28 protein-coding genes are annotated in these 23,175 nt (G+C 72.2%); 15 read left to right on the top strand and 13 right to left on the bottom strand.

The window, feature by feature from the left end:
* Positions 1-32 precede the first annotated feature (32 nt).
* Positions 33-515 (bottom strand): metallophosphoesterase family protein, encoded by a 483-nt coding sequence (locus ACWDX9_RS27845; protein ID WP_355200351.1) that lies wholly within the window; start codon positions 513-515, stop codon positions 33-35.
* 57 nt (positions 516-572) lie between these two features.
* Here ACWDX9_RS27845 and ACWDX9_RS27840 point away from each other — a divergent pair, with 57 nt between their 5' ends.
* Complete coding sequence (locus ACWDX9_RS27840) at positions 573-1,391, top strand: nucleotidyltransferase domain-containing protein (protein ID WP_449959001.1); 819 nt, start codon at positions 573-575, stop codon at positions 1,389-1,391.
* A 41-nt stretch (positions 1,392-1,432) separates the two neighbouring features.
* On the top strand, positions 1,433-2,251 hold the full coding sequence (locus ACWDX9_RS27835; RefSeq protein ID WP_449958999.1) for an LLM class flavin-dependent oxidoreductase: 819 nt from the start codon (positions 1,433-1,435) through the stop codon (positions 2,249-2,251).
* A gap of 6 nt (positions 2,252-2,257) precedes the next feature.
* Here ACWDX9_RS27835 and ACWDX9_RS27830 read toward each other — a convergent pair whose 3' ends face one another.
* The 3 genes from ACWDX9_RS27830 to ACWDX9_RS27820 are packed head-to-tail and all read right to left on the bottom strand — an operon-like array spanning position 2,258 to position 3,178.
* Positions 2,258-2,626 carry a DUF4180 domain-containing protein gene (locus ACWDX9_RS27830; protein WP_350727383.1) on the bottom strand — a complete coding sequence of 123 codons (369 nt, stop codon included), beginning with the start codon at positions 2,624-2,626 and terminating at the stop codon, positions 2,258-2,260.
* A complete protein-coding gene (locus tag ACWDX9_RS27825; protein WP_449958997.1) occupies positions 2,619-2,780 on the bottom strand; it encodes a hypothetical protein in 162 nt (53 codons plus the stop codon). The genes ACWDX9_RS27830 and ACWDX9_RS27825 overlap by 8 nt, the downstream gene beginning before the upstream one ends.
* 5 nt (positions 2,781-2,785) lie before the next feature.
* Positions 2,786-3,178 (bottom strand): helix-turn-helix domain-containing protein, encoded by a 393-nt coding sequence (locus ACWDX9_RS27820; protein ID WP_449958995.1) that lies wholly within the window; start codon positions 3,176-3,178, stop codon positions 2,786-2,788.
* Positions 3,179-3,283: 105 nt separating this feature from the next.
* Between ACWDX9_RS27820 and ACWDX9_RS27815 the strand changes: the two genes are divergently transcribed.
* Genes ACWDX9_RS27815 through ACWDX9_RS27800 form a run of 4 tightly spaced genes read left to right on the top strand, consistent with a single transcriptional unit; the run spans position 3,284 to position 7,261 of the window.
* Complete coding sequence (locus ACWDX9_RS27815; protein ID WP_449958993.1) at positions 3,284-4,828, top strand: phenylacetate--CoA ligase family protein; 1,545 nt, start codon at positions 3,284-3,286, stop codon at positions 4,826-4,828.
* Positions 4,825-5,271, top strand: a complete 447-nt coding sequence (locus ACWDX9_RS27810; protein WP_397366467.1) for a DUF4188 domain-containing protein — start codon at positions 4,825-4,827, stop codon at positions 5,269-5,271. The genes ACWDX9_RS27815 and ACWDX9_RS27810 overlap by 4 nt, the downstream gene beginning before the upstream one ends.
* The gene (locus tag ACWDX9_RS27805; RefSeq protein WP_449958991.1) at positions 5,268-6,344 is read left to right on the top strand and encodes a hypothetical protein; all 1,077 of its coding nucleotides are present in this window, start codon (positions 5,268-5,270) and stop codon (positions 6,342-6,344) included. The genes ACWDX9_RS27810 and ACWDX9_RS27805 overlap by 4 nt, the downstream gene beginning before the upstream one ends.
* The gene (locus ACWDX9_RS27800) at positions 6,341-7,261 is read left to right on the top strand and encodes a hypothetical protein (protein ID WP_449958989.1); all 921 of its coding nucleotides are present in this window, start codon (positions 6,341-6,343) and stop codon (positions 7,259-7,261) included. The genes ACWDX9_RS27805 and ACWDX9_RS27800 overlap by 4 nt, the downstream gene beginning before the upstream one ends.
* Before the next feature lie 255 nt (positions 7,262-7,516).
* Here the strand turns inward: ACWDX9_RS27800 and ACWDX9_RS27795 are convergent, their stop codons facing one another.
* From ACWDX9_RS27795 to ACWDX9_RS27785, 3 genes are all read right to left on the bottom strand, one after another.
* The gene (locus tag ACWDX9_RS27795; protein WP_449958987.1) at positions 7,517-8,350 is read right to left on the bottom strand and encodes an aminoglycoside phosphotransferase family protein; all 834 of its coding nucleotides are present in this window, start codon (positions 8,348-8,350) and stop codon (positions 7,517-7,519) included.
* Positions 8,351-8,482: 132 nt separating this feature from the next.
* A complete protein-coding gene (locus ACWDX9_RS27790; protein ID WP_449958985.1) occupies positions 8,483-8,812 on the bottom strand; it encodes a hypothetical protein in 330 nt (109 codons plus the stop codon).
* A gap of 155 nt (positions 8,813-8,967) precedes the next feature.
* Positions 8,968-9,333 (bottom strand): MerR family transcriptional regulator, encoded by a 366-nt coding sequence (locus tag ACWDX9_RS27785; protein ID WP_387569279.1) that lies wholly within the window; start codon positions 9,331-9,333, stop codon positions 8,968-8,970.
* A gap of 55 nt (positions 9,334-9,388) precedes the next feature.
* Here ACWDX9_RS27785 and ACWDX9_RS27780 point away from each other — a divergent pair, with 55 nt between their 5' ends.
* A complete protein-coding gene (locus ACWDX9_RS27780; RefSeq protein WP_449958983.1) occupies positions 9,389-10,579 on the top strand; it encodes an MFS transporter in 1,191 nt (396 codons plus the stop codon).
* Here the strand turns inward: ACWDX9_RS27780 and ACWDX9_RS27775 are convergent.
* Positions 10,576-12,072 (bottom strand): LLM class flavin-dependent oxidoreductase, encoded by a 1,497-nt coding sequence (locus tag ACWDX9_RS27775; RefSeq protein WP_449958982.1) that lies wholly within the window; start codon positions 12,070-12,072, stop codon positions 10,576-10,578. The two genes, ACWDX9_RS27780 and ACWDX9_RS27775, sit on opposite strands and share 4 nt — an antisense overlap.
* Before the next feature lie 114 nt (positions 12,073-12,186).
* Here ACWDX9_RS27775 and ACWDX9_RS27770 point away from each other — a divergent pair, with 114 nt between their 5' ends.
* Positions 12,187-12,651, top strand: a complete 465-nt coding sequence (locus tag ACWDX9_RS27770) for a MarR family winged helix-turn-helix transcriptional regulator (RefSeq protein ID WP_449958980.1) — start codon at positions 12,187-12,189, stop codon at positions 12,649-12,651.
* A gap of 310 nt (positions 12,652-12,961) precedes the next feature.
* Here ACWDX9_RS27770 and ACWDX9_RS27765 read toward each other — a convergent pair whose 3' ends face one another.
* Complete coding sequence (locus ACWDX9_RS27765; RefSeq protein WP_449958978.1) at positions 12,962-13,825, bottom strand: alpha/beta fold hydrolase; 864 nt, start codon at positions 13,823-13,825, stop codon at positions 12,962-12,964.
* A gap of 189 nt (positions 13,826-14,014) precedes the next feature.
* Between ACWDX9_RS27765 and ACWDX9_RS27760 the strand changes: the two genes are divergently transcribed.
* The 5 genes from ACWDX9_RS27760 (at position 14,015) to ACWDX9_RS27740 (ending at position 18,634) form a co-directional block, all read left to right on the top strand.
* Positions 14,015-15,067 carry a small ribosomal subunit Rsm22 family protein gene (locus ACWDX9_RS27760; protein WP_449958976.1) on the top strand — a complete coding sequence of 351 codons (1,053 nt, stop codon included), beginning with the start codon at positions 14,015-14,017 and terminating at the stop codon, positions 15,065-15,067.
* Positions 15,054-15,830 (top strand): polyprenyl diphosphate synthase, encoded by a 777-nt coding sequence (gene uppS / locus ACWDX9_RS27755; protein ID WP_364262210.1) that lies wholly within the window; start codon positions 15,054-15,056, stop codon positions 15,828-15,830. The genes ACWDX9_RS27760 and uppS overlap by 14 nt, the downstream gene beginning before the upstream one ends.
* A gap of 1 nt (position 15,831) precedes the next feature.
* Positions 15,832-16,584, top strand: coding sequence for a GNAT family N-acetyltransferase (locus ACWDX9_RS27750; protein ID WP_449958973.1), 753 nt, complete (start codon positions 15,832-15,834; stop codon positions 16,582-16,584).
* 45 nt (positions 16,585-16,629) lie between these two features.
* Complete coding sequence (locus tag ACWDX9_RS27745; protein WP_449958971.1) at positions 16,630-17,589, top strand: pentapeptide repeat-containing protein; 960 nt, start codon at positions 16,630-16,632, stop codon at positions 17,587-17,589.
* A 328-nt stretch (positions 17,590-17,917) separates the two neighbouring features.
* Entirely contained in the window at positions 17,918-18,634 is a 717-nt protein-coding gene (locus ACWDX9_RS27740; protein ID WP_449958969.1) for an isochorismatase family protein, read from the top strand.
* 176 nt (positions 18,635-18,810) lie between these two features.
* Here the strand turns inward: ACWDX9_RS27740 and ACWDX9_RS27735 are convergent, their stop codons facing one another.
* From ACWDX9_RS27735 to ACWDX9_RS27725, 3 genes are all read right to left on the bottom strand, one after another.
* Positions 18,811-19,377 carry a dihydrofolate reductase family protein gene (locus tag ACWDX9_RS27735; RefSeq protein WP_449958967.1) on the bottom strand — a complete coding sequence of 189 codons (567 nt, stop codon included), beginning with the start codon at positions 19,375-19,377 and terminating at the stop codon, positions 18,811-18,813.
* Positions 19,378-19,736: 359 nt separating this feature from the next.
* Positions 19,737-20,273 carry a GNAT family N-acetyltransferase gene (locus tag ACWDX9_RS27730; protein WP_449958965.1) on the bottom strand — a complete coding sequence of 179 codons (537 nt, stop codon included), beginning with the start codon at positions 20,271-20,273 and terminating at the stop codon, positions 19,737-19,739.
* Between the two features lie 106 nt (positions 20,274-20,379).
* On the bottom strand, positions 20,380-20,883 hold the full coding sequence (locus ACWDX9_RS27725; protein WP_449958963.1) for a MarR family winged helix-turn-helix transcriptional regulator: 504 nt from the start codon (positions 20,881-20,883) through the stop codon (positions 20,380-20,382).
* A 77-nt stretch (positions 20,884-20,960) separates the two neighbouring features.
* Here ACWDX9_RS27725 and ACWDX9_RS27720 point away from each other — a divergent pair, with 77 nt between their 5' ends.
* Entirely contained in the window at positions 20,961-21,860 is a 900-nt protein-coding gene (locus ACWDX9_RS27720; RefSeq protein WP_449958961.1) for an EamA family transporter, read from the top strand.
* A 1-nt stretch (position 21,861) separates the two neighbouring features.
* Positions 21,862-22,500: an NAD(P)-dependent oxidoreductase gene (locus ACWDX9_RS27715; protein ID WP_449958958.1), complete on the top strand. Its 639-nt coding sequence runs from the start codon at positions 21,862-21,864 to the stop codon at positions 22,498-22,500.
* Between the two features lie 9 nt (positions 22,501-22,509).
* On the opposite strand, the gene ACWDX9_RS27710 is transcribed toward ACWDX9_RS27715, so the two are convergent.
* On the bottom strand, positions 22,510-23,175 hold a 666-nt coding region (locus ACWDX9_RS27710; RefSeq protein ID WP_449958955.1), incomplete at its 5' end, for a cytochrome P450.

Raw genomic sequence — 23,175 nt, 5'->3', positions numbered from 1 at the left:
ACGGAGGGACTGATCCGCCGTCCTTGGCGCGGTCAGGTGACGGGCACGATCTCCGCGGCGGTCAGGACGCCGTCCTCGATGGTGAGCAGGCCCAGCGTGCCGTGCGGCTGGCGGCGGCGGTCGGTGGGGGAGCCGGGGTTGAAGATGCGCAGGCCGTCGCCCGACTCGTCCAGCGGGATGTGGGAGTGGCCGAAGACGACCAGGTCCGCCTGGGGGAAGCGGCGGCGCAGGCGGTCGAGGCGCCCCTTGGCCGGGCCGCTGTCGTGGATCATGCCGATCCGCAGCCCGTCCAGGGTCAGCTCCAGCGTCTCCGGCGCCACCACGTCCGGGCCGTCGTTGTTGCCCTTCACGACGTGGACGGGGGCGTACGCGGCCAGTTCGTCCAGTACGGAGGCCACGCAGACGTCGCCCGCGTGCAGGATCACGTCCGCGCCGCGCAGGTGCGCGGCGACGCGGGGCGGGCAGGAACGCCAGCGCCTGGGCGCGTGCGTGTCCGACAACGCGACGACTCTCACGACCCTTCCCTGCCCGCTCCACGCTCGCGGTACCTCGCCCCGCTCTAAGATCGACCCGTGCAGGAGCCGGACATTCACGCCATAGCCGCCCGACTGGTCGAAGTGCGCGGGGTGGTGGCCGTTGTCCTGGGTGGCAGCCGGGCGCGCGGCACGCACCGGCCGGACTCCGACATCGACCTCGGCCTCTACTACCGGGGCCCGCTCGACGTGCCCGGCCTGCGCGCCCTGGCGCGGGAGGTGACGGGCGAGCCGACCGAGGTGACCGAGCCGGGCGGCTGGGGGCCGTGGGTGGACGGCGGCGGCTGGCTCACCGTGGACGGCCTGCGGGTCGACTGGATCTACCGCGACCTCGACCGCGTCCACCGCGTCTGGGACGACTGCCGCCAGGGCCGTTACGAGATCGGCTTCCAGCCCGGACACCCCCTCGGCTTCTACTCCCACGCCTACGCCGGCGAGGTCGCCCTGTGCCAGGTCCTCGCCGACCCCACCGGCGAGCTCGCCGCCCTGCGGCGGGAGGTCGCGGACGAATACCCGCCCGCGCTGCGCCAGGCCCTGATCGGCGGGTTGTGGGAAGCCGACTTCGCCCTGACGATCGGCGGCTACGGCGCCAAGGGCCAGGACCCGGCGTACGCGGCCGGTGCGCTCTTCCGCGCCGTCGGCGTCGCCTGCCACGCCCTGCACGCCGCCGACGGCGCCTGGCTGATCAACGAGAAGGGCATGGTCGCCGCAGCCGCCCGGCTCCCCTCGGCCCCGCCCGGCTTCGGCGAGCGGGCCCAGGCGCTGCTGGCGGAGGTGGGGCGCACCCCGGAGGAGATCGCCCGTACGCTCGACGCCGCGGCGGGCCTCATGGCGGACGTGCGTGCCGCCTGCGGCTGACGCGATGATCGCTGGGATAACCTGACCCGGTGCGAATAGGCGTGAATGTTCCCAATTTCGGCCCCGGCACCAACCCCGACGTGCTGCGCAGCTGGGCGCAGACCGTCGAGGGGCTCGGATACGACCTGCTCATGGTCTCCGACCACGTGGTCATCACCTCAGACGTCGCCAAGCAGTATCCCGCGCCGTTCTACGAGCCGTTCACGACTCTGGCCTGGCTGGCCGGCTCCACCACCCGGATCGGGCTCGGCACCACGGTGCTCATCGTGCCGTACCGCCACCCGCTGCTCACCGCCCGCATGGCGGCCAACCTCAACGACCTCAGCGGCGGGCGGCTGGTGCTGGGCGTGGGGATCGGGTGGGCGCGGCAGGAGTTCGAGGCGCTCGGAGCGGTGTACGAGCGGCGCGGCAAGGTGACCGACGAATACCTCGCCGCCATCCGCGCCGCCTGGGCCGACGAGGCCGACTACCGTTCCGGCGGCGTGCCGATCTGGGTCGGTGGCGGCAGCGAGGCGGGGCTGCGCAGGGCGGTGCGCTACGGCGATGGGTGGCACCCGCTCAGGAGCACCCTCCCCTGGCTGCGCGAGAACTGGTCGCGCCTGAAGGAGATCGCCGCCGAGGAGGGACGGCCGGTGCCCGCCCTGACGCCCAGGATCCTGCTGCGCGTCACCGACGCGCCGCCGGCGGAGCGGCGCGCGGGCGAGGGCACGATCGAGCAGGTCATGGCCGACCTGGAGGAGCTGCGGCTGCTCGGCGCGGAGACGGTCGTCCTCGACCCGTTCCACTCGGACCCGGACGAGACGCTGCACCCGGAGGCGGCCTGGGAGACGCTCGCCGCCGTGGCCGCCCGCCGCACCTGAGGCGCCTCAGGGCCGGCTCGCGGGATCCTCGCGGGCCGGCAGCCGCGCCGCCAGCTCCTCCAGGTCGCCGACGAACCAGATGTGCCCGCCCCGGTTCGACTCGAACACCCAGTCGCGCAGCGCCGAGCTGGCGGCGGTGAAGCGGGAGATGTCCCCCACGACGGCCAGGCCGACGCGGTAGTTGACGAACTTCTGCGCGATCTCGCCCGCCACGCCCGTGCGCAGCGCGAAGAAGTCGTCGTGCAGCCGCCCGGCGGGGACGGCCACCCAGCTCGCGCCCCTGCCGAAGGCCTCGCCGAGCAGGTCGAGCGCGTCGCGGGTCTCGCGCAGCGGCTCGCCGTGCGGCTCGCAGACGTATACGCGGTCGTCAAGCATGTGCGGTCTCCAGGAAGTCCATGATCTCTTGAGTGTGGGCGGGGAGCAGGTCCGGCGCGGCACGCAGCAGGCGGCGGCGGGAACTCGGTGAAGTCGTCGTCCGGGGCCGCGGGACCGGCGGCGGGGCCGAGGACGAGGCGTAGATCGCGACCACGGGCCTCACTCCCTCACCAGCGCGTCGATGATCCTCAGGACCTGGGCGCTCTCCTCCAGCGTGCCCAGCACGATGACCTTCAGGTGCTCGCGTTCCTCGTCGTAGACGAACTCCACCCGCAGGCCATGGGGCCGGCTCGCCAGCGACCCCAGGACCATCGTGCTGACCCGGTCCATGTCGCTCCTGGCGATGCCGTCGACCTGCACGATGCTCGACGCCTCCGCGCGGCGGGGCGTGACGAGCGGCGTGCCGGTGAAGGCCGCCAGGTCCTCCTTGGCGATCCGGTACTGCTTGCCGATGCGCACGGCAGGCAGCCGCCCGTCGCGTACGTAGTTGCGGACGGTCTTGACGTGCAACCCCAGCAGGGCCGCCACCTGTTCGACGGTGTAATGCTCCATATCGCTCCCTATGATGGCACAGGATAGGGAAGAATAGGGAATGCATAAAGCGGGTGAAAGTGGGCGTAAAGCGATCTTCTATTCGCCCCACTAGTCTCACCGTTCATGACCCGCCTCAGCCCGGCTCTCGGGCCGCTCACCCCCCGCCAGCGCTGGCGGAGGGCCCGCCTCCAGGCCTACTCCTGGTCCCTGACCGGCGCGTACCGGCTGGGCGCGATGCACCCCGCCATCTGGCGGCTCGTCGCCCGGAGCTACCACCCGGCCTTCGACTGGCTGGCGGCCCGGCACGCCAGGCTGGCCTGCCAGTTCGCCGCCGTGGACGTGCCCGCCTACCGGCACTTCCTGGGGGCGAGCGGCGCCGGGCACGCCAGGAGGCTGGCGGACTTCCCCGAGACCAGCAAGCAGAACTACGCCGCCGTGTACGACGAGGAGAGCCGCTGCCAGGAAGGCAGGCTGCACCGGCCCGGCGTGATCGTGGACGAGTCGTCGGGGTCCAGCGGCAAGCCGTACAACTGGGTACGCGGGCCGCGCGAGCTCAAGGGCATCTACCGCAACGCGGCCGGCTACATCGAGCTGGTCTTCCCCGGCAAGCGGCTGTTCGTGATCAACGCGTACTCGATGGGCGCCTGGGCCACCGGCACCACCACGGGCACCGCCATGGCGCGCGTCGCGATGGTCAAGAACACCGGCCCCGACCTGGAGAAGATCGCCGACACGCTGGCGCACTTCGGGCCCGGCTACGACTATGTGGTGGCCGCGTACCCGCCGTTCCTCAAGCACCTGCGCGACCGCCTGGACGAGAGCGGCTTCCCGTGGCGGGACTACCGCATCCGCGGCATGGTCGGCGGCGAGGGCATGACCGAGGCGCTGCGCGACTACCTGGAGGAGCGCTTCGAGGAGGTCCGCTCCGGTTACGGCGCCAGTGACCTGACGATCGGGATGGGCGCGGAGAGCGGGTTCAGCGTGTGGCTGCGCAAGCGCCTGGCCACCGACCAGCGGCTGCGCGAGCTGTTACTCGGGCCGGGGGAGCAGCGGCTGCCGATGATCTTCCACTACAACCCGCTGGAGACGTTCCTGGAGGTCAACGGCGCGGGCGAGCTGCTGTGCACCATCAACACCAAGAGCTGCCTGCAGCCCAAGCTGCGCTACAACGTCGGCGACGAGGCCAGGCTGCACACCCTCGCCGACGTCAGGCGGGCGCTCGGCGCCGACGCGTACGAGCGCGCGTGGACCGACGAGCGGATGAACCTGCCGCTGCTGTTCCTGTTCGGCCGCAAGGACTCGACGATCTCCTACATGGGGGCCAACCTGTATCCGCAGGACGTCGAGTACGGCCTCTACCAGGGGAACCCGTACGCGGCCGCGATCAACCGGTTCTGCCTGTCGCTGGAGGAGCTGCCGGGCCTGGAGTACCGCCCGGTGATCAACATCGAGCTGCGCGGCCCTGACGCCGCCGGCCGCGACGAACTCGCCGAGATCTGCCGCAAGGGCGTGGTCGCCCACCTGAGCGCCGTCTCGCGCGACTTCGCCGAGTCGCTCAAGGAGGACCCGACGGCCGCCGACCTGCGCGTCAAGGTCTTCGACCCGGGCGAGGGGCCGTTCGCCGGGCTCACGAAGATGAAGAACGTCTACCTGGTGAAGGACGCATGAGGACCACGGACTTCAGCAAGGCCCCGGCGCAGGGGCGGGCGACGGCGATGTTCGTCGGCGCGACCCGCTACCGGGGACCGCTGTCGATAGTCACGCTCACCCTGACGTGGTTCCGCATGGTGCGGGACATGAAGCGGATGCGCGGCTACTGCTGGCACAAGGTCTACTGGGAGTTCCCGTTCACGCTGGGCACGCTCGCGTTCTTCGAGGACCGCGACGCGCTGCTGCGCTTCGCCCGCAGCCGCCACCACCGCAAGCTCATGCAGTGGGTGACGGACGGCACCAGGAACGCCACCGGCGGCTACATCCGGCTCTACAACGCCGAGCCCGAGGGCTACAGCAACGGGGTCTGGCGGGCGGAGGGCGGGCCGATGGCGCACATCGAGACGTTCACCCCGCTGTCCGTCGAGGACGGCGAGGGTCCCCGGGTGAGGCGCGGGTGACGCTGCATCCCGTCGAGAGCCGCCGCGACCTGCGCGACTTCCTCGCGCTGACCGACCGCGTCTACGCGGGCGAGACGCGCTTCATCCCGCCGCTGCACGCGCAGGTACGCACGTGGCACCGGCAGGGGGTGGGGCTGTTCCTGCTCAGGCGGCGCGGGCGGGTGGTCGCGCGGACCACCCTGCACACCGACGCCGCGCTGGACGCCAAGCTGGGCCGGGCCACGCAGCTGTTCGGGCTGACCGAGTTCGCGGAGGAGGCGGCGGAGGAGCTGTTCGACGGCATCCTCGCGGCCGGGCGCGGCGCCGGGAAGGAGGCGGTGTTCGGGCCGGTGTCGCTGCTGCCCAACCAGGCGGGCGGCGTCATCACCGCCGGTTTCGACGAGCGCGGTTTCATCGACAGCGCCTGGAACCACCCGTACTATCCGGTCGCGTACGAGGCGTGCGGCTTCACCCGTCGCTTCGAGTCCGACACCTGGATCTGCCCGGTGCCGGAGGGGCCGGTGTTCGCGTTCGACGACGGGCGGATCGCGGCCGAGGGGCTGCGCGTGCACCGGGGCGACCGGCGGCGGGTGGCGGAGCAGCTGCCGATCCTGCGGGAGATGCTGAACGCCAGCTTCGCGCAGCTCGGCTACTACACGGAGATCTCGGCGGAGCAGCTCGCGGCGCAGACGGACGGGCTGGCGTACCTGCTGGACGAGTCGTTGCTGCTGTACCTGACGAAGGAGGAGCGGCCGATCGCGTTCGTGCTGTGCTTGCCCGACATTTCGCGATTTATCGCGAAAATTCGTGGCAATCTCCACCTGCTGAACCAGCTCCGCCTGCTCGCCACCCGGTCCCGCTACCGCAGCGAGGCCGTGCTCATCATCAAGGGCACGGTCCCCGGGGAGCAGGGCCACGGCTACATGCGGCTGCTGGCCCGGGAGCTGCACGAAGGGCTGCGCCGGGGCGGCTACCGGGCGCTGCGCAGCACGTACGTCGAGCGCACGAACCCCGGCTCCGCCGCCCAGTACACCGCGATGGGCGGCCGCCCCCTGCACGGCTACACGTTCTACGAGAAGGGCCTGACGGCGTGAAAGACCGGCTGCGGCCGCTGGAGCCGGACTTCTGGCGTGCCCCCAGCGCCCACAACACCCAGCCCTGGACCCTCACCTACACGGCCGACGGGGCCGAGGTCGGCTGGGATCCGTCACGCGCTCTGCCCATCAGCGACCCCACGGGCCGCGACCTGCGCCTGAGCCTGGGCGCGTTCGTGGAGTGCTGCCTGATCGTCTGCGCCGACGCCGGCCTGCCGGTCGGCTTCCGTCCCGATCCGGGGCCGCATCGGATGGGTGTCCTGTACGCCGCCGCGCAGCCGTACCGGACGCCCTTCACGACGGCGGACGTCCGGGCGCGCGGCGCCAATCGCGGAGAGTACCACCCGGGACGCCTGCCGGACCCGCTGGTCGCGGAGCTCACCGGGATGCGGCGGCTGGCCTGCCGCGACCTCGCGGACCTGCTGCACGCGGCCGACCTGCACCAGTTCGGCGACCAGGAGGTGACGCGGGAGCTGCGCGCCTGGCTGCGGCTCACCCGCCGCCACCGCCGCTACCTGCTCGACGGCCTCACCGACCGGGCCCTGTCCCTCAGCAGGGCGGAGGCCATCGGCCTGCGCGCCTCGCTGGCCCTCTACCCGGCCCTGCGTCCCCTGGGCCTCCCGAGGGTGCTGGCCGGGGCCGCGCGTGACCTGCTCGACTACGACGGGGACGTTTTGGTGCTGGTGGGGGCGGTCGAGGACGAGCTGGAGCTGGGGCGCGTGCTGATGCGGCACTGGCTCACCCTGTCCGCGCACGGCTATGCCACGCACCCGCTGAGCCAGATCATCGACTGCGAGCCGACCAGGCAGGTCCTCGCGGACCGGCTGGGCGTCGCTGACCCCCGGACCCTCCTCCACGTGGCCCGAGTCGGCCGCCCGACCTCCCCCACCACCCCCTCCTCCCGCCTCCGCCCCTGACCACCCCACCCCTCCCGCCGTTCCGGTCTCCCGCCCCTCGCGCCGTTCCGGCCTCCCGTGCTTCCCGTTTCCCTGCCCCTCCGGCTTCCCGCGCCTCCGCGTTCCCCGCTCCTTCGGTCGCCCGGCCCTCCGGCCCTCAGCCGTCTGCGGTTTGCCGCCTGCCCGCCTGTGGTGCGCGAGGGTGGCGGCCAGCCCGCGAGCGGCGCGCCGCGGTGGGTCGGGTAGCGGCCCCTCGGACGGACCGTGCGATGGTGCTCAGCGGTAGGCGGTCAGGCCGTCCGTCAGTTGTTCCGCGTCGCCGTCCCGGTGGGCGTCGAGCGCCTGTTGCAGGGCGAACGTGCCGCGGATGGCGGCGATGCGGGCCGCCGTCCCGTCGCCGGCCCAGCCGCCCAGTGCGAGCACCCGCTCCAGGAACGCGTCGCCGTGGCCGGCCCCGATGGCGGCGAGGTCCTCGGCGGGGTCGCCGATGGTGACCCCGTCCCAGTCGATCACGCCGCTGAGCCGGGGCAGCCCGCCGTCGATCTCCCACAGGACGTTCTCGGCGCCGAGGTCGCCGTGCGCCACCGCCGTGGCGACGTGGGGGAGACCTGCGGCCGCGGCGAGCTCCCGCTCGGCCCGCCGGCGTCCGCCGTCCGACATGAGCCCGAACAACTCGGCGCGGACATCCGTCTCGAACCGCCGCCACCGATCCTCCGGCGTCCACGGCAGCGCCGCCCGCGCCCGTTCGTCGGCCCCCGCCCGGGCCAGCGCGGCCAGCAGCTCGGCGTACTGCTCCGCAACCGCCCCGGCCACCGCCGGGTCGTCGAGCGCGCCGTCCTCCAGCGGCGCGCCGGGGACGCGGCTCAGCACCAGGTACGGCGCTTCGCCCGCGCCTTCGGACAGCGGCCGGGGGATGCGGAAGCCGAGACCGAGCCCGGCGAGCACGCGCAGCATGGCCGCCCGCTGCGGCAGCCGGACAGCCGCCGCCTCGGTGCGGGGCAGGCACACGACCCGGTCCGAGCCCATCACGACCCGATGGAACTGCCCCTCGCGGACGGGGAGAGATCCTGATTCGGCGTCCTGGGCCAACCAGTTCAGTGGATCATCCATCGCCCCAGGATGGCGGCAACGTCCCCGCAACACCGAACCGGCCGGGGGAAGACACGGCGGCGAGCGCCTGAACGCGCTCGTCCCGGTGCCTGCGTGGCGGGCACCGGGACGAGCGCGTGATGCGGGGCTTGATCAGTCGTCGTGGTGGAAGCCGTGGTCGGGCCAGGAGCCGGCCCAGTTGCCGTTGCCGCTGGTGGGCCAGTTGCGGTGATGCCAGTGGGGGTCCCACGACCAGTCCCAGCCGGCGCCGCCGTCGTCCTTGCAGGCCTTGGTCTTGCGGGTCCCGGCGAACACGCCGTGGTCGGTGACGTGGTGATAGGTAATGTCGTCGCCCACCCCGAGGCCGCAGTGCTTCGAGTCGTGGTGCTTCCCGTGGTCGTCGGCCGTGGCGGGCGTGGCGCTTCCGTACAGTGCGGTCGCGGCGAGTAGCGCACCGCCGACGGCGATGAGGCTATTCCTCATGATCTCCCCCTGTAATCACGAAGTGACATCGGAGATCACTATACGTAGCGATCTTGGGGGGCAGGTGCAGCGCCACACCCCGTTTTCGATCAACAGGCCGCCGTTGATCAGTAACTCGGATGTACAAGTGATCTACATTGTAAAGGCGGCCGGGCTCAGGAAGATCGCACGGCCGCCAGGTACGCGTGGATCGCGTCGCGGTTGCGGGAGAGGCACTCGATGCGCTGCTGGATGCGGTCGGCCTCGGCCTCCAGGAGGTCGGCCAGCTCCGGGGTGAGGCACTGGGGGTGCAGGTGGATCTCGTCGGGCTTGTTCAGGAACGGCAGGATACGGCGGATGATCTCCGTGGTGAGCCCGGAGTCGAGCAGGCCGCGGATCTGCTGAACCCGGTAGACGGCCGGCTCCGGATAATGGCGGTAGCCGTTGTCGGCGCGCTCCGGGTGGAGGAGGTCCTGCTCCTCGTAGTAGCGGAGCATGCGGGTCGGCACGCCCGTCAGTCGCGACAGTTCACCGATTCTCACGGCGGGCCCTCCCGGCTTGCCTTCACATTGATGTGAACGTTTCAGCATATTCGACATGTCTGGTGCGACGATCACCGACGCCGTACGCGTCGGGAGAATGCCCTGGTCGGGGCTGCTGGCGCTGTTCTCGGCGGCGTTCACGGCGGTGATGACGGAGCTGCTGCCGGCAGGGCTGCTGCCGCAGCTCGGCGCGGCGCTGGGGGTGCCGGAGGGGCGGGCCGGGTTCCTGGTGACGGCGTACGCGGTGGCCTCGACCCTGTCGGCGATCCCGCTGACGGCGTTGCTGCGCGGGCTGCCGCGGCGGCCCGTACTGGTGGGGACGCTGGTGGGGTTCGCGCTGTTCAACACCGTGACCGCGCTCTCGTCGTCCTATGCGGTGACCTTCGGGGCGCGGGTCCTGGCCGGCGTCATGGGCGGGATCCTGTGGGCGATGCTGGTCGGGTACGCGGCCCGGATGGTGCCGGTCGAGCGGCGGGGGCGGGCCATCGCGATCGTCTCGGCGGGGATCACGGTGGCGCTGTGCGCGGGGATTCCGGCGGGCGCGGCGCTGGCCTCGGCGTTCGGGTGGCGGACCGCTTTTCTGGGGCTGGCGGTCGTGGCGGTCGCGCTGGTGGGGTGGGCGCTGTGGAAGGTGCCGGACTTTCCCGGTGAGGCGGCCACGGTGCGGGTCCCGTTGCGGCGGGTGGCGGTGCTGCCCGGCGTCCGGACGATCCTGGGGGTGACGGTGCTGGTGCTGGTCGGGCATCAGGCGATGTACACGTACCTGGCGCCGTTCGTGGCCTTCGCCGGGTTGGGGCGGACGAGTGTCGTGCTGCTCGTGTTCGGGATCGGGACGGTGGCGGGGATCTGGGTGACCGGGGTGGTGATCGACCGGTTCCCGCGGGTGACGCTCGTGGTGGTGCTGGCCGTGGTGGCGGGGGCCATGGCGGTGCTGGCCGTCTCCGGTGGGCCGGGCTGGGCGCCGCTGGGCGCGGTCGCGCTGTGGGGGGCGGCCTTCGGCGGGGTGCCGACGTTGCTGCAGTCGGCGCTGGTGGACGCCTCCGGGGCGGGGAACGCGGATGCCGCCACGTCCATGCAGACGACCGTGTACAACGCGGGGATCGCCGCGGGGTCGCTGGCCGGCGGCTTGGTGCTGGAGGGTGCCGGGGCGGGTGCGCTGCCGTGGACCTCGTTGCCGCTGGTGGCGGTGGCCCTGGCGGTCGTGGTCGCGGCGCGCCGTCGCGCGTTCCCCGCCCGCCGAGCCTAGAGGCCGTTCCTGGCCAGGGGTTCGACGAGTTCGCGCTCCTCGTACGACAGGTGGGACAGGAGGCTGTCGGTGAGCAGGTCCACGGTCTCGCGCAGGTGGCCGAGGCCGTCCGGGTCGCCGACGAACGAGACGAGGGCGCGGTCGACGCGTTCGATGATCTTGTGGATGGCGTGGTGCTCTTCCTGGAGGCGGTCGAGCACGGGCGCCAGGGCGGGCTCCGTGCGGCGGAGGTGCGGGAAGACCATGGCGTCCTCGGCGGTGTGGTGCATGGTGACGAGGCGGCAGTAGGACTCGCAGTAGGCGCCGAGGGTCCAGTTGTTCTGGCGCATGGTCATGGTGTTGATGTGCGAGCGGGCGGTGCCGGCGTCGATCGCTCCGGAGGCCACCTGGTCGATGAGGTCGCGGAGCTGGGCGAGTTCGGCGCGCAGATGGTCGTGCACGTCGATGAGGTGCCGGCCGTTGGCCTGTTCGGCGGGGCTGTAGTGCCTGGTGGGGTCGGGGGCGGGGCCGGTGGGGCGGGTGGTCTCGTCCCAGACGCGTACGTCGGTGAGCCGTACACCGTCGTCGGGGGTCGGGGTGGCGCCCAAGGCGGCTGTCGTCGGGTTTGCGGCTTTTGTCGCGGCGGTGGGTGGCGGCGGGGCGGCCTGGGTGCGTTCCGCGGCGACGAGTTCGCGTACGGCCGGGGCGGTCTCCTGGGCGAAGCGCTGGAGCCGGCCGGGGTCGTTGGCCGCGAGGATGAAGACGCTGACGCCGTACGTGAGGGCGATCTCGGCGAGCTGGGCGGCGGGCAGTTCCTCGCCGAGGTTGAGCAGGCGGCGGATGTCGCGGGGCGAGCGGCCCGCCTCGGCGGCGGCCTCGTCGATGACGGCGTTGCCCTCGCCGATCTTGCCGATGTCCTGGAGGTAGGGGAGGGAGGGGAGCCAGCCGTCGGCGAGGCGGCCGGTCACGCGGAGCATGCGCGGCTTGTACGCGCCGAGCCAGATGCCGATGTCGTGGGCCGGGCGCGGGCCTCGCGGGGCGGTGACCTGGTAGTGCTCTCCGTGGTGGCCGATGGTGCCGGGGGCGCCGGTGTCCCAGGCGGCGCGGATGATCGGGATGGCCTCCTCGAGCGCGTCCACGGCCTGGCCGGGGGTCAGGCGCGGGGCGCCCATGGAGGCGATGGCGTCCCAGTATCCGCCGGTGCCCAGGGCGAGCTCGAAGCGGCCGTGGCTGAGGATGTCGAGGCTGGCGGCGGCCTGCGCGAGCATGGCGGGCGGCCGGAGCGGCAGCGGATGCACGTTGCCGGCCAGCCGGATGCTCTCGGTGGCGGCCGCGACGTAGCCGAGCAGGGTCCAGGTGTCGAGGAAGGTGGGCTGGTACGGGTGGTCCGAGAAGGTGACGAGGTCGAGTCCGGCGCGCTCGGCGAGCTGGGAGAGGGCGACGACGGTGTCGGCCTGGTGGGCGGAGGGCGCGAAGCTGACGCTGAAGAGCAGCTCGTGGCCGTAGTCGGGCATGGGGGCTCCTTGGATGTGCCGTTCGCCGCCGGACTTTGGTTGGTATTGCGAACAGTTGGTAATAAGAACTAAATTAGTTCGTATTGTGAACCATTGTCAACTAGACTCGGTGCCGTGGCCGCGACGTTCACTACCGCCCTCGTACGTCTGGGGCACCTGGTGCAGCAGGTGTTCGGGGACGTCGGCAGGGACCAGGACCTTACGCCGCAGCAGGCGCAGCTGCTGTGCCTGCTCGTCGGCGGGCCGGTGGGGATGACGGAGCTGACGCGTACGCTGCACCTGGAGAAGTCGAGCCTGACGGGGCTCGTCGACCGGGCGGAGAAGCGGGGGCTCGTGGCCCGCACGCGTGATGCCCGGGATCGGCGGGCCTGGCTCGTCGAGCTGACCCCCGAAGGGGAGCGCGTCGGGGCGCTGGCGCACGACGGGGTCGAGGCACGGCTGGAGGCGTTGACGGGGGAGTTGCCGGTGGAGCACCGGGAGCTGCTGGCATCCGCCATCGACGGGATCCTCACCGAGTACGCCTCCACGACCGGCCGCCCCCGCCCTCAACCCGTCCGCACCCCTGCTACACCGGCCTGACCCCTGCGGTCACCGCCCTGACCCCGCCCCGCATCACCGGACCTGGCCCCTGCCCCCGCAGTCACCGCCCTGACCCCTGCCCTCCTTCACCGGCCTGACCTCCGCCCTCGCCGTCACCGGCCTGACGCCCCCGGCTTCGCGCGCCTGACGTGCCCCGCCGGTCGTCGGCCCCGTGATGCCCACGCTCGCCATGCCGCGGTGGTCGAGGGGGGCGCGTTGAAGTGCGGTGGCGCGGATCGGGCCGGGGAAAGTGCGCCCCCGGAAGGCCGGGGCGAGCCGGAAGCGGGGACGTCGGGCCCGGGGGCGTGGGTCAGGAGGTGAAGACGGTCGCGAGGAATGCCGTCAGGGCCTCGGTCACCTCCGTGGGGCGTTCGAGCGGCGGCAGGTGGCCCGTCTCGGGCAGGTCGATGCGCCGGGCGGCGGGGATGCCGGCCGTGAGGAGGTCGGACATCTGCTGGATGCCGGGCACGTCCGACAGGCCGTTGATCACCAGGGTGGGGGCGGTGATCTCGGGCAGGCGCGTCACGGCGGGCGGGACCAGGTGGCGTTCCGTGGATCGGGGGCCGGCCCAGGAGCGCTCGAACACCAGGCCGCACATCTCCACCGCCGACTCCCACACCTCGTCGGAGAGCGCGTCGCGGCCACGGTCGGGCCCGGCGGTCTGCCAGAGCGTGTGGGCCTCAGCCATCGCGCGTACGTCGGCGGGATCCACGTGGTCGGCGGTGCCGGCGCGGTAGCGGGCCAGGCGGTCGGCGGGCACCGAGCCGTGGACGCGCTCGCGCGCCTGGTCCAGCATCTCCTGCGGCCATGGGTGGCCGGCCAGGCCCGAGCTGATCAGGGCGAGCGCGGCCACCCGGGAAGGGGCGGCCAGGGCGACCTCGGTCGCGTACGCGCCGCCCATCGAGTTGCCGGCCAGCGCCGCCCGCTCGACTCCCAGCGCGTCCATGACGGCGAGCAGGTCCTCGTGATGGCACACCTCGCCCTCGGCGTCGCCGGACCGGCCGCAGCCCCGCCAGTCGTAGCGGATCACGCGGTAGCGCTCCGAGAGGACACGGAACTGCTGCTCCCAGAGGCGCATGTCGGTCGTCCCGCCGTGCACGAGCACGACGGTGCCCAGGGGGGTCGCGGGGCCGGCCTCCTCGTACGCGATCTTGACGCCGTCGATGATCAGCATGCCCGGCACGCTACCGCCGCGCGGGCCTGGAGGATCGCCCCGTTCGCCAGGGGCGCAGCCGCACGGGCTGGAGAATCGGCCTGTTCGCCAGGGGCGCAGCCGCACGGCCCGCATGAGTCCCGAGCACCGTCGAATCGCGAGCATCATTGACGCAGGCAAGCCACGTACGGACCACAGGTGAACCCATCCATGCTTCCAGAAGAACTCAGAGCCGCCCTGGACAAGGCCCTGTCCGGCTACGCGCCGCAGGAGCTGTCCGACTCCGTGGCGCGGCTCACCGAGCGTTACCGTACGAACGCCGCGACCGGCGGAGGCACCCACATCAGGTCCCGGGCCGACGTGGCCGCCTACGCCGCGTACCGGATGCCCGCCACCTACGCCGCCGCGGCCACGGCCATGCGTCAGGCGGCCGCCATGACCCCGGACTTCCGGCCAGGGAGCCACCTCGACGTCGGCGGCGGCACGGGGGCGGCGATCTGGGCCGCGGGTGAGACCTGGTCGTCCATCGAGCGGGTCACGGTCATCGAGCACGACCCGCAGATCATCGACCTGGGCAAGCGCCTCGCCCGTACGTCCGACGCCCTGCGCGGGGCCACCTGGCGGCAGGCGTCGGTGCGTCCCGGCCTCGACCGGCCCGCGGCCGACCTGGTGACCATGTCGTACGCCCTGGGCGAGCTCCCCCAGGACAAGCGCCGGGAGATCGTCCGCTGGCTGGCCGCGGACGCGGCCATGGTGATCGTCATCGAGCCCGGCACCCCGGCGGGTTACGCCACCGTCGCCGAGGCCAGAGAGGTCCTGGTCGACCAGGGGCTGAGCGTCGCCGCCCCCTGCCCCCACGACGGGCGCTGCCCGATCGAGCAGGGACGCGACTGGTGCCACTTCTCCGTCAGGCTGCCCAGGACGTCCCTGCATCGCCGGATCAAGGCGGGCACGCTCAGCTTCGAGGACGAGAAGTTCTCCTACGTGGCCGCCACGACGGTCCCGGGGGAGCGGGCCGACGCCCGGATCCTGCGCCACCCGGTCAAACGCAAGGGCGTGGTGTCCCTGCGGCTGTGCGCCGGGGAGGAGGGGATCCGCGACGTGATCGTGTCCAAGCGGCAGGGCGACCTCTACCGCGCGGCCAGGGACGCCGACTGGGGGGACGGCTGGGGCGACGACGGTTTGCGGCTCGGTCACGGAAATGGGCAAGGGGGCGGTTCCGGTTCGGCGGGTGGGCCATCCTTGGAGGATGTGGACGACTGATCTTCTTCATTCCCTCTATGCCCGGCGGCTGCGCCGTCAGGCCACGGCGGGTCCGCTGCCCCGCCACGTCGGTTTGATCATGGACGGCAACCGGCGCTGGGCCAGGCAGCAGGGTCTGGCGAGCCCGAGCATCGGCCACAAGTACGGCGCCGAGCACATCGACCACGTGCTGTCGTGGTGTGAGGGGCTGGGGATCGAGCACGTGACGGTGTTCCTGTGCTCGACGGAGAACCTTCAGCGCCGCGGAGACGAGGAGGTCGCCTACCTGTTGCGGGTGATCGAGGAGATGGTCGCCGAGCGGCTGGACCGGCCCGACGCGCGCTGGCGCGTCCACGTGGCGGGCCTGCTCGACATGTTGCCCGACACCACGGCGCGCGCGCTCAAGAGCGCCGTCGAGGCCACCCGTACGTGTGCCACCGGTTTCCACCTCACGCTGGCCATCGGGTACGGCGGCCGCCAGGAGGTGATCGACGCCCTGCGCGAGCTGCTGTACGAGCGGGCCGAGTCCGGGCAGTCCATGGTGGAGCTGGCCTCGACGTTGAGCGTGGACGACATCGCGCCCCACCTTTACACGGCCGGTCAGCCCGACCCCGACCTGGTGATCCGCACCAGCGGCGAGCAGCGCCTGTCGAACTTCCTGCTCTGGCAGTCCGCCTACTCCGAGCTGTACTTCTGCGAGGCCTACTGGCCGGCCTTCCGCGAGATCGACTTCCTGCGGGCGCTGCGCAGCTTCGCCGCCCGCCAGCGACGGTTCGGGGGCTGAGATGCTGGAACTCTTCGACCGGCAGCTGCGCCAGGAGGCCCGCGCCGACGGGCCGGACGCCAAGGTGGAGCGGGCCGGGAACGTGGTGCGGCAGGTCGCGCCCGAGCACGGCTGGAGCGGCGTGCTCTGGTCCGGCCTCGACGAGCGGAACGCGGACGCGGAGATCGCCGAGCAGGTGCGCTACTTCGGGGAGCTGGGGCGGCCCTTCGAGTGGAAGCTGTACGGCTACGACCGGCCCGGCGACCTCGACCGGCGCCTCCTGGCCGCCGGATTCACCCCGGAGCCCGCCGAGACGCTGATGATCGCCGAGATCGCGCGCCTGCCCCTCACAGGGGAGCCGCCCGAGGGGGTGCGGCTGGTCCCGGTGACCGGTCCCGACGGCGTGGAGCTGATGGCCGACGTCCACGAGAGCGCCTTCGGTACCCCTGACGCGCACTTCCGGGAACGGCTGCTCGACCAGCTCGCCGGGGGCGAGGTCGTCGCCCTCCTCGCGATGGCCGGTGACGTGCCGGTGAGCGCGGCCCGGATGGACCTGCACCCGGGCACCCGGTTCGCGAGCCTGTGGGGCGGCGGCACCGTGCCGGAGTGGCGCGGGCGCGGCATCTACCGGGCGTTGGTCGCCTACCGGGCCCGCGAGGCGGTCGCCCGCGGCTACGACCATCTGCAGGTGGACGCCTCCAGCCAGAGCCGTCCGATCCTGCTGCGGCTGGGGTTCGAGGCGATCACCACGACGACGCCGTACGTCCACGAGTGAGTACCCTTGATGACCTGACCGTATCCGCCGGAGGAGGCCCGCACGTTGCCTGGAACGAACCCGCGCGAGCTCGGCCTGCTGGCCGACTGCGAGAGCTGCTTCGGGCTCTGCTGCGTCGCGCTGCCGTTCGCGGCGTCGGCCGACTTCGCGGTGGACAAGAAGGCCGGGGAGCCCTGCCGCAACCTGCGTGAGGACTTCCGTTGCTCCATTCACGCGGAGCTCAGGGAGCGCGGCTTTCCCGGCTGCACCGTGTACGACTGCTTCGGGGCGGGCCAGAAGGTCTCGCAGGTCACCTTCCAGGGCACGAGCTGGCGGCAGGCGCCGGGCACGGCCGGGGAGATGTACGCGATCTTCCCCGTCGTGCGGCAGCTGCACGAGCTGCTGTGGTATCTGGCGGAGGCGCTGACGCTGGAGGCCGCCAGGCCCGTCCACGCCGAGCTGCAGGGCGCGTTCGACGCGACGGAGCGGCTCACCCGGGAGAGTCCGGACGCGCTGAAGAAGCTGGACCTGCCGGCGCACCGGGCCGAGGTCAACGTGCTGCTGCTGCGCACGAGTGAGCTGGTCCGGGCCGGGCGCAAGGGCAAGGAGCGCAGGGGAGCGGATCTGATCGGGGCCAAGCTGGCGGGCGCCGACCTGCGGGGTGCCAACCTTCGCGGGGCGTACCTGATCGGCGCGGATCTGCGGGGTGCGGACCTCCGGGATTCCGACCTGATCGGAGCCGACCTGCGGGGGGCCGACCTGGCGGGCGCGGACCTGTCGGGTGCGCTCTTCCTCACCCAGCCCCAGCTCAACGCCGCCACCGGCGACGCCGCCACCCGCCTCCCGGCCGCGCTCACCCGTCCCGCCCACTGGCCCGCCACCCGCTACGAACGGCCGTCCCGCGGCACGGGCCCCCGCCGCGACCCCGGCGCCACACGCGGCACGGCCCCCGCACAAGGGACCGGCTCCGATTCCGGCTCGGGACGGCGTTCGAGCCGCGGCTCCGGCCGCCGGCGCCGCGGCTGAACACCGCACCCGGCTGAACACCGGGAGCCGCTCCCGCGCTCGGCCACCCCGAGCCCTCCGATCTTCGCCACCTCGGGATCGGCAACGAGGACGAGACCACCGACGACTTCCGCCACCGCCACGCCTCCTGATCCGCGAATCAACTCGCTGATCAGTGCCTTGAAGCCCGCCGGGCTCGTCCATCGAGGCGGCTGAACCCGGTCCAGGACCGACGCGCCCACACCGGGAGCGCTCCAGCAGCACGTATACGTGTCGTCTACGGCTTCTGGATGCCTGCGCATTACTTTCTACTTAAAGATTCAATCTTCCCCAAGTAAAGGATCTCGACATGAGCAATCCAACCCGCAGGCAGGCACTCACCGCAGGCGCCGTCGGTGCTGTCGGGGCCGCCGCAGTGATCGCCCCCGCCCTGGCCGGCACCGCGTCCGCCGAGAGCGGCACGAGCGAGTCCAATCCGCTGTTCAGCCAGGAGAACTCCATGCTGGTACTGATCGACTACCAGCCCGAGATGGTCAACGGCGTCACCTCGATGAACAAGGACCTGCTCCAGCTCAACGTCAAGGCCCTGGCCCGGATCGCCCGGCTGCTCAAGATCCCCACCGTGCTCACCACCGTGGGCGTCAAAGCGGGGGTCAACCACCCCACCATCCCCTCGCTGCGCGAGGAGGTGCCCACCCTCACCGAGTACGACCGCATGAACATGAACGCCTGGGAGGACGAACCAGTACGCCGTGCCATCAAGGCGACCGGGCGCCGCAACATCGTCTTCGCCGCGTTATGGACCGAGATCTGCCTCGCCTTCCCCGTCGTGCACGCCCAGCGCGACGGCTATCGGACCATGGTCGTCACCGACGCGGTCGGCGGCACCAGCCCGGCCGCGCACGAGGCGGGCATCCAGCGCGTGATCCAGGCGGGCAGCATCCCCAACTCCTTCCTCGGCATTCTCGGCGAATGGATCCGAGACTGGTCCGACCCCCGCTCCGACGCCGGGCGCGAGGTCGTGCCCTGGTACTGGGCGGAACTGGCCGAACTCGACCTGGGCTGAACCGGCCACGCGGCACCCGGACCTGGCCGGCCGCCTGCCAGGTCCTCGTCGCCGGCTCCGGACGATCTGGACGCGCAGGAGACCGATGCGCCGGCCGGGTCCGTCCTCACCCGCGCTCAGCCGCCGTGGACACCTCACCCCGTCGTCACGCTGCGAGGCAGCGGACGTCAAGGGTGTCAGGGCTTCAGGACGCGGTAGCGCAGGTGGGTCACGGACCCGGTTCCCGCGACGGGTTCCCCCTCGGGGATCAGCTCGGCCCGCTCCCCGGCGAACAGCGGCGTGCCCGCCCCCATCAGCAGGGGGACGAGGTGGAGCCACACCTCGTCGAGCAGGCCCGCCGTGAGCACCTGCCGGGCGACGTCCGCACCCAGCACCAGAACGTCCTTGTCCCCGGCGGCATCCTTGGCACGTCGGACTGCGGCCTCCAGCCCGTCGAAGGCGAACGTCCCGCCGTTGTCGCCGAGGAGGTCCTCCCTGGTCCGGTGGGTGACTACGAAACTCGGGACGCCGGGCCACGGCGTGCCACCCCACGGGACCACGCCGAGGTCGAAGGTACGCCGTCCGATGACGACGGCTCCCACCGCCGCGTCCACCTGCCGGCGGATGTCGAGGTCGACCCCTTCCCCGGCCATCCACTCGTGCAGTCGTTCGCCACCGTCCCCCATGGGCTCCTCCTTCCGGACGTTCGGTCCCGCCGTGAACCCGTCCAGGGACATCGACACATCCAGCACTACCTTGCTCATCGCGCGCCTTCCTTCGATCCACCGGCGTCGCCATCCGGCGCCGTCACGAGAAGGTCGGAGCCGATCCGGCCGTCTCGACATCACGACGCAAAGATCGGTGGAAATGATGGGGCAGGATCGCCGAGCGCTACACCGATCCCGACGGCGACCATGCTGGCGCCGTCCGCACCGTGGCCACCGTCTCGGCCATCCCGGCCGCGACCGGCGCTCCCAGCGTTCGACTGGTGGTGGCGGTGAGCGCTTGTCCCGGACCCTGGCCCGCACAGGCGGATGATCTTCGTAGGGGGACGAAAGGCCGGGTGCCTCGCGGTGCGTGGGGCCGCCGTCAAGGCGTACCGGGTGGAACCGTCAGTGCGAGTTCACAGAGCCTCACCCTTGAGCAGGGAGCCGACCCATGCGTCCACCCGGATTCCTCGGTGCAGAAGTCGCTTCCGGAGCGTGGCCTCCACGGTGAAGCCTGCCTTCTCCGCAACTCGGCGGGAAGCCCGGTTGCCTACCTCGGCGCGCCACTCGATCAGTTCCAGACCATGCGCGCGGAAGGCCCACCGGCACACAGCTCGCACCGCATCGGTCGCAACGCCACGTCCGCGGGCTTTCGGATCAACCCAGTATCCGATCTCGGCCGTGCCCGGTGCGCCCAACCACAGACCCACGCGGCCAAGGCGTTCTCCCGTGGACGCCTCCTCGGCGAGGAACTCCAGACGCTGTCCGCTCTGCGCGCCGGCGATGGCCAGCTGCTCCACGAAGAACGCCGCATCTTCCATGCGGTAAGGCGACGGCAACTCCACGAAGTACTGCAAGGCCGGGTCCAGGGACACCTCATAAACCCACGGGATGTCCGCCGGCCTGAACGGCCGCAAGGCAAGCCAGCCTGCTTTGATCCCATTTCGCTCCATGGCGCGATCTTCGTCGGCCGGCCCACTGGCGCGCAATGCGATAACAGCCGAGCCCCGGGACAGGTGGGCGAGGCGCCTCGCAGACCGATTCTGATGGCGCCCCTGGTCAGGTGAGCGTGGTGGTGTCCCCAAGGGACTCCAGCAGGTCGCGCAGCGTGTGGGCGAGCTCGTCCCGGCGCTCCTTCGGCAGGGCAGAGAGCACGCGGTCCTCCGTCGCGACATGGTCCGGCAGGGACCGGTCGATCAGGGCGTACCCCTCGTCGGTGAGTGTCACGTAGACCACCCGCCCGTCGGCCTCGCTGGGCGTGCGGGTCACCAGCCCCCTGGACTCCAGGCGGTCGAGCCGCTGCGTGATCGCCCCCGACGTGACCATGGAGGCCCGCATCAGCTCGGCCGGCGTCAGCCGGTGCGGCGGGTCGCTGCGGCGCAAGGTGGCCAGCACGTCGAAGGAGGCCCGGTCGAGCCCGTGCGCGGCGAACGTACGGCCCAGCTCCGCGTCGATCAGCCGGATCAGCCGCGAGAGCCGGCCGATCACCGCCATCGGCGAGACGTCCAGGTCAGGGCGCTGGGCGTCCCATTGCTTGAGTATCAGGTCGACGTGATCAGCCACCACTCCAGCCTAACGATGCCTTAGCGGTGAGGTAAATCACCTCGCCAAGTAACTTAGCGCTGAGATACTTTGTCTTAGTGCTAAGAAATCAATCGGGAACCGTCCTGCTGACCGCGCTGACCCCCGCCATCTGGGGGACCACGTACCTCGTCACGACCGAGCTGTTGCCGCCCGGCCGCCCCCTGCTGGCCGCCGTGATCCGCGCGCTGCCCGCCGGGCTCCTCCTGGTCGCCATCACCCGCCGCCTGCCCGCGGGCATCTGGTGGTGGCGCGCCCTGGTGCTCGGCGCGCTGAACATCGGAGTGTTCTTCGCGCTGCTGTTCGTGGGGGCGTACCGGCTGCCCGGAGGGGTGGCCGCCACCGTGGGCGCCATCCAGCCCCTGCTGGTCGCGTTGCTGTCGGCCGGGCTCCTGGCTGAGCGCCTGTCCATGCGTACGACGCTGGCCGCCGTGGCGGGCGTGGCCGGGGTGAGCCTGCTCGTGCTGCGGGCCGACGCCCGGCTGGACGCGCTCGGCGTGGCCGCGGCGCTCGGCGGCGCCGTCGTGATGGCCTTGGGCGTGGTGCTGAGCAAGCGCTGGCAGTCGCCCGCGCCGCTGCTGGCCACCACCGGCTGGCAGCTCGTGGCCGGCGGCCTGCTGCTGCTCCCGGTGGCGTTCCTCGTCGAGGGCGCGCCGCCGGCCACCCTGACCAGCGCGAACCTCGCCGGGTACGCCTACCTCACGATCATCGGATCCGCGCTCGCCTACGTCCTGTGGTTCCGGGGCCTGCGGCTGCTGTCGGCGACCAAGGTCACGTTCCTGGGCCTGCTCAGTCCCATGGTCGCCACCGCGCTCGGCTGGCTCGTCCTCGGCCAGGAGCTCACCGCGGCCCAGGCGCTCGGCGCGCTCGTCGTCCTGGCCGCCCTGGTCGTGGCCCAGCGCCAGCCCGCCCGCAAGTCGGCCGAGACGCCCCGCATCCTTGCTGGAAAGGAGTCCTGACATGCGCATCACCGTCTTCGGAGCCGCCGGAGCCGTGGGCGGCAGGGTCGTGGCCGAGGCGCTGGCGCGCGGCCACGAGGTCACCGCCGTCGTCCGCGACCCCGCCCGCTTCCCCCTGCTGCCTCCCGCCGCGCACGCCCGCGCCGGCGACGCCTCGGACGCCGGGAACGTGGCCGCGCTCAGCGCCGGGCAGGACCTCGTCATCAGCGCCACCCGGCCCGCGCCCGGCCACGAGGCCGACCTGGTCACGACCGCGAAGGCGCTGCTGGCCGGGGTGGCGAGGACCGGCGTGCGGCTGCTGCTCGTCGGCGGCGCGGCCGGGCTGACCGTGCCGGGCGCCGGCGGCCTCACCGTCGTCGAGACCCCGGACTTCCCGCCCTCGTGGCGACCCATCGCGCTGGCCTGCAACGCCCAGCTGGAGGTCTGCCGGGCCGAGCCGGGCGTCGACTGGGCGTACGTGAGCCCGCCCGCGCTGCTGGAGCCGGGGGAGCGTACCGGACGCTACCGGCTCGGCGGCGACGAGCTGCTGGTGGACGCCGAGGGCAGGTCGGCGATCTCCATGGAGGACTTCGCCGTCGCGCTGCTCGACGAGGCCGAGCGCCCCCGGCACCACCGCGCCAGGTTCACGATCGGCTACTGAACCGCCGTCTCACAGGGTCACGGGCAGCGACGTCAGGCGCCAGGTGCCGGGGTCGGGCATGTGCCGCACCTCGCCGGCGAGCGCCAGGCCGGGGAAGCGGCGCAGCAGGGCGCCGATCGCGATCCCGGCCTGTACGCGGGCCAGCGAGGCCCCGACGCAGAAGTGCGGCCCGTGCGCGAACCCGAGATGCCCCGACTCCTCGCGCCGCAGGTCGAACCGGTCCGGCTCGTCGAAGGCGCGCGGGTCGCGGTTCGCCGAGGCGATCGAGGCCGTGACCGGCACGCCCTTGGGAACGGTCACGCCGCCGATCTCGATGTCCTCCGCGGTGAAGCGGGGGATGGTCAGCAGCTGCGGCCCGCACCAGCGCATCAGCTCCTCCACCGCCCGCGGCATGAGAGCGGGGTCGGCCCGCAGCGCGGCGAGCTGGCCGGGGTGGGACAGCAGGGCGGCGACGGAGTTGGCGATGAGGTTCGTGGGCGTCTGGCCGGCCATGACGAGCGTCCAGACCATGGTGATCAGCTCGGTCTCGGAGAGCCGGTCGCCGTCCTCCTCCATGACGCGGGCCAGGTCGGAGATCAGGTCCTCGCCCGGCTCCGCCCGGCCCCTGGCGACCGCGGCGGTGGCGCCCTCGAGGATCCGCGGGATGGCGTCCCGGAAGCTCTCGCCGTGCCCGGC

Source organism: Nonomuraea sp. NPDC003201 (assembly GCF_053590415.1).
Note: the sequence above shows the minus strand (reverse complement) of the source record. Positions and strands in the feature narration are given on the sequence as shown.

Coding starts and splice junctions, on each gene's coding strand:
- ACWDX9_RS27790 (WP_449958985.1), bottom strand. CDS start 8,812: ATGAGGAATAGCCTCATCGCCGTCGGCGGTGCGCTACTCGCCGCGACC.
- ACWDX9_RS27760 (WP_449958976.1), top strand. CDS start 14,015: ATGCTTCCAGAAGAACTCAGAGCCGCCCTGGACAAGGCCCTGTCCGGC.
- ACWDX9_RS27730 (WP_449958965.1), bottom strand. CDS start 20,273: ATGGAGCGAAATGGGATCAAAGCAGGCTGGCTTGCCTTGCGGCCGTTC.
- ACWDX9_RS27830 (WP_350727383.1), bottom strand. CDS start 2,626: ATGCTTGACGACCGCGTATACGTCTGCGAGCCGCACGGCGAGCCGCTG.
- ACWDX9_RS27735 (WP_449958967.1), bottom strand. CDS start 19,377: ATGAGCAAGGTAGTGCTGGATGTGTCGATGTCCCTGGACGGGTTCACG.
- ACWDX9_RS27820 (WP_449958995.1), bottom strand. CDS start 3,178: ATGGAGCATTACACCGTCGAACAGGTGGCGGCCCTGCTGGGGTTGCAC.
- ACWDX9_RS27780 (WP_449958983.1), top strand. CDS start 9,389: ATGTCTGGTGCGACGATCACCGACGCCGTACGCGTCGGGAGAATGCCC.
- ACWDX9_RS27815 (WP_449958993.1), top strand. CDS start 3,284: ATGACCCGCCTCAGCCCGGCTCTCGGGCCGCTCACCCCCCGCCAGCGC.
- ACWDX9_RS27775 (WP_449958982.1), bottom strand. CDS start 12,072: ATGCCCGACTACGGCCACGAGCTGCTCTTCAGCGTCAGCTTCGCGCCC.
- ACWDX9_RS27810 (WP_397366467.1), top strand. CDS start 4,825: ATGAGGACCACGGACTTCAGCAAGGCCCCGGCGCAGGGGCGGGCGACG.
- uppS (WP_364262210.1), top strand. CDS start 15,054: ATGTGGACGACTGATCTTCTTCATTCCCTCTATGCCCGGCGGCTGCGC.
- ACWDX9_RS27765 (WP_449958978.1), bottom strand. CDS start 13,825: ATGCTGATCATCGACGGCGTCAAGATCGCGTACGAGGAGGCCGGCCCC.
- ACWDX9_RS27795 (WP_449958987.1), bottom strand. CDS start 8,350: ATGGATGATCCACTGAACTGGTTGGCCCAGGACGCCGAATCAGGATCT.
- ACWDX9_RS27715 (WP_449958958.1), top strand. CDS start 21,862: ATGCGCATCACCGTCTTCGGAGCCGCCGGAGCCGTGGGCGGCAGGGTC.
- ACWDX9_RS27750 (WP_449958973.1), top strand. CDS start 15,832: ATGCTGGAACTCTTCGACCGGCAGCTGCGCCAGGAGGCCCGCGCCGAC.
- ACWDX9_RS27740 (WP_449958969.1), top strand. CDS start 17,918: ATGAGCAATCCAACCCGCAGGCAGGCACTCACCGCAGGCGCCGTCGGT.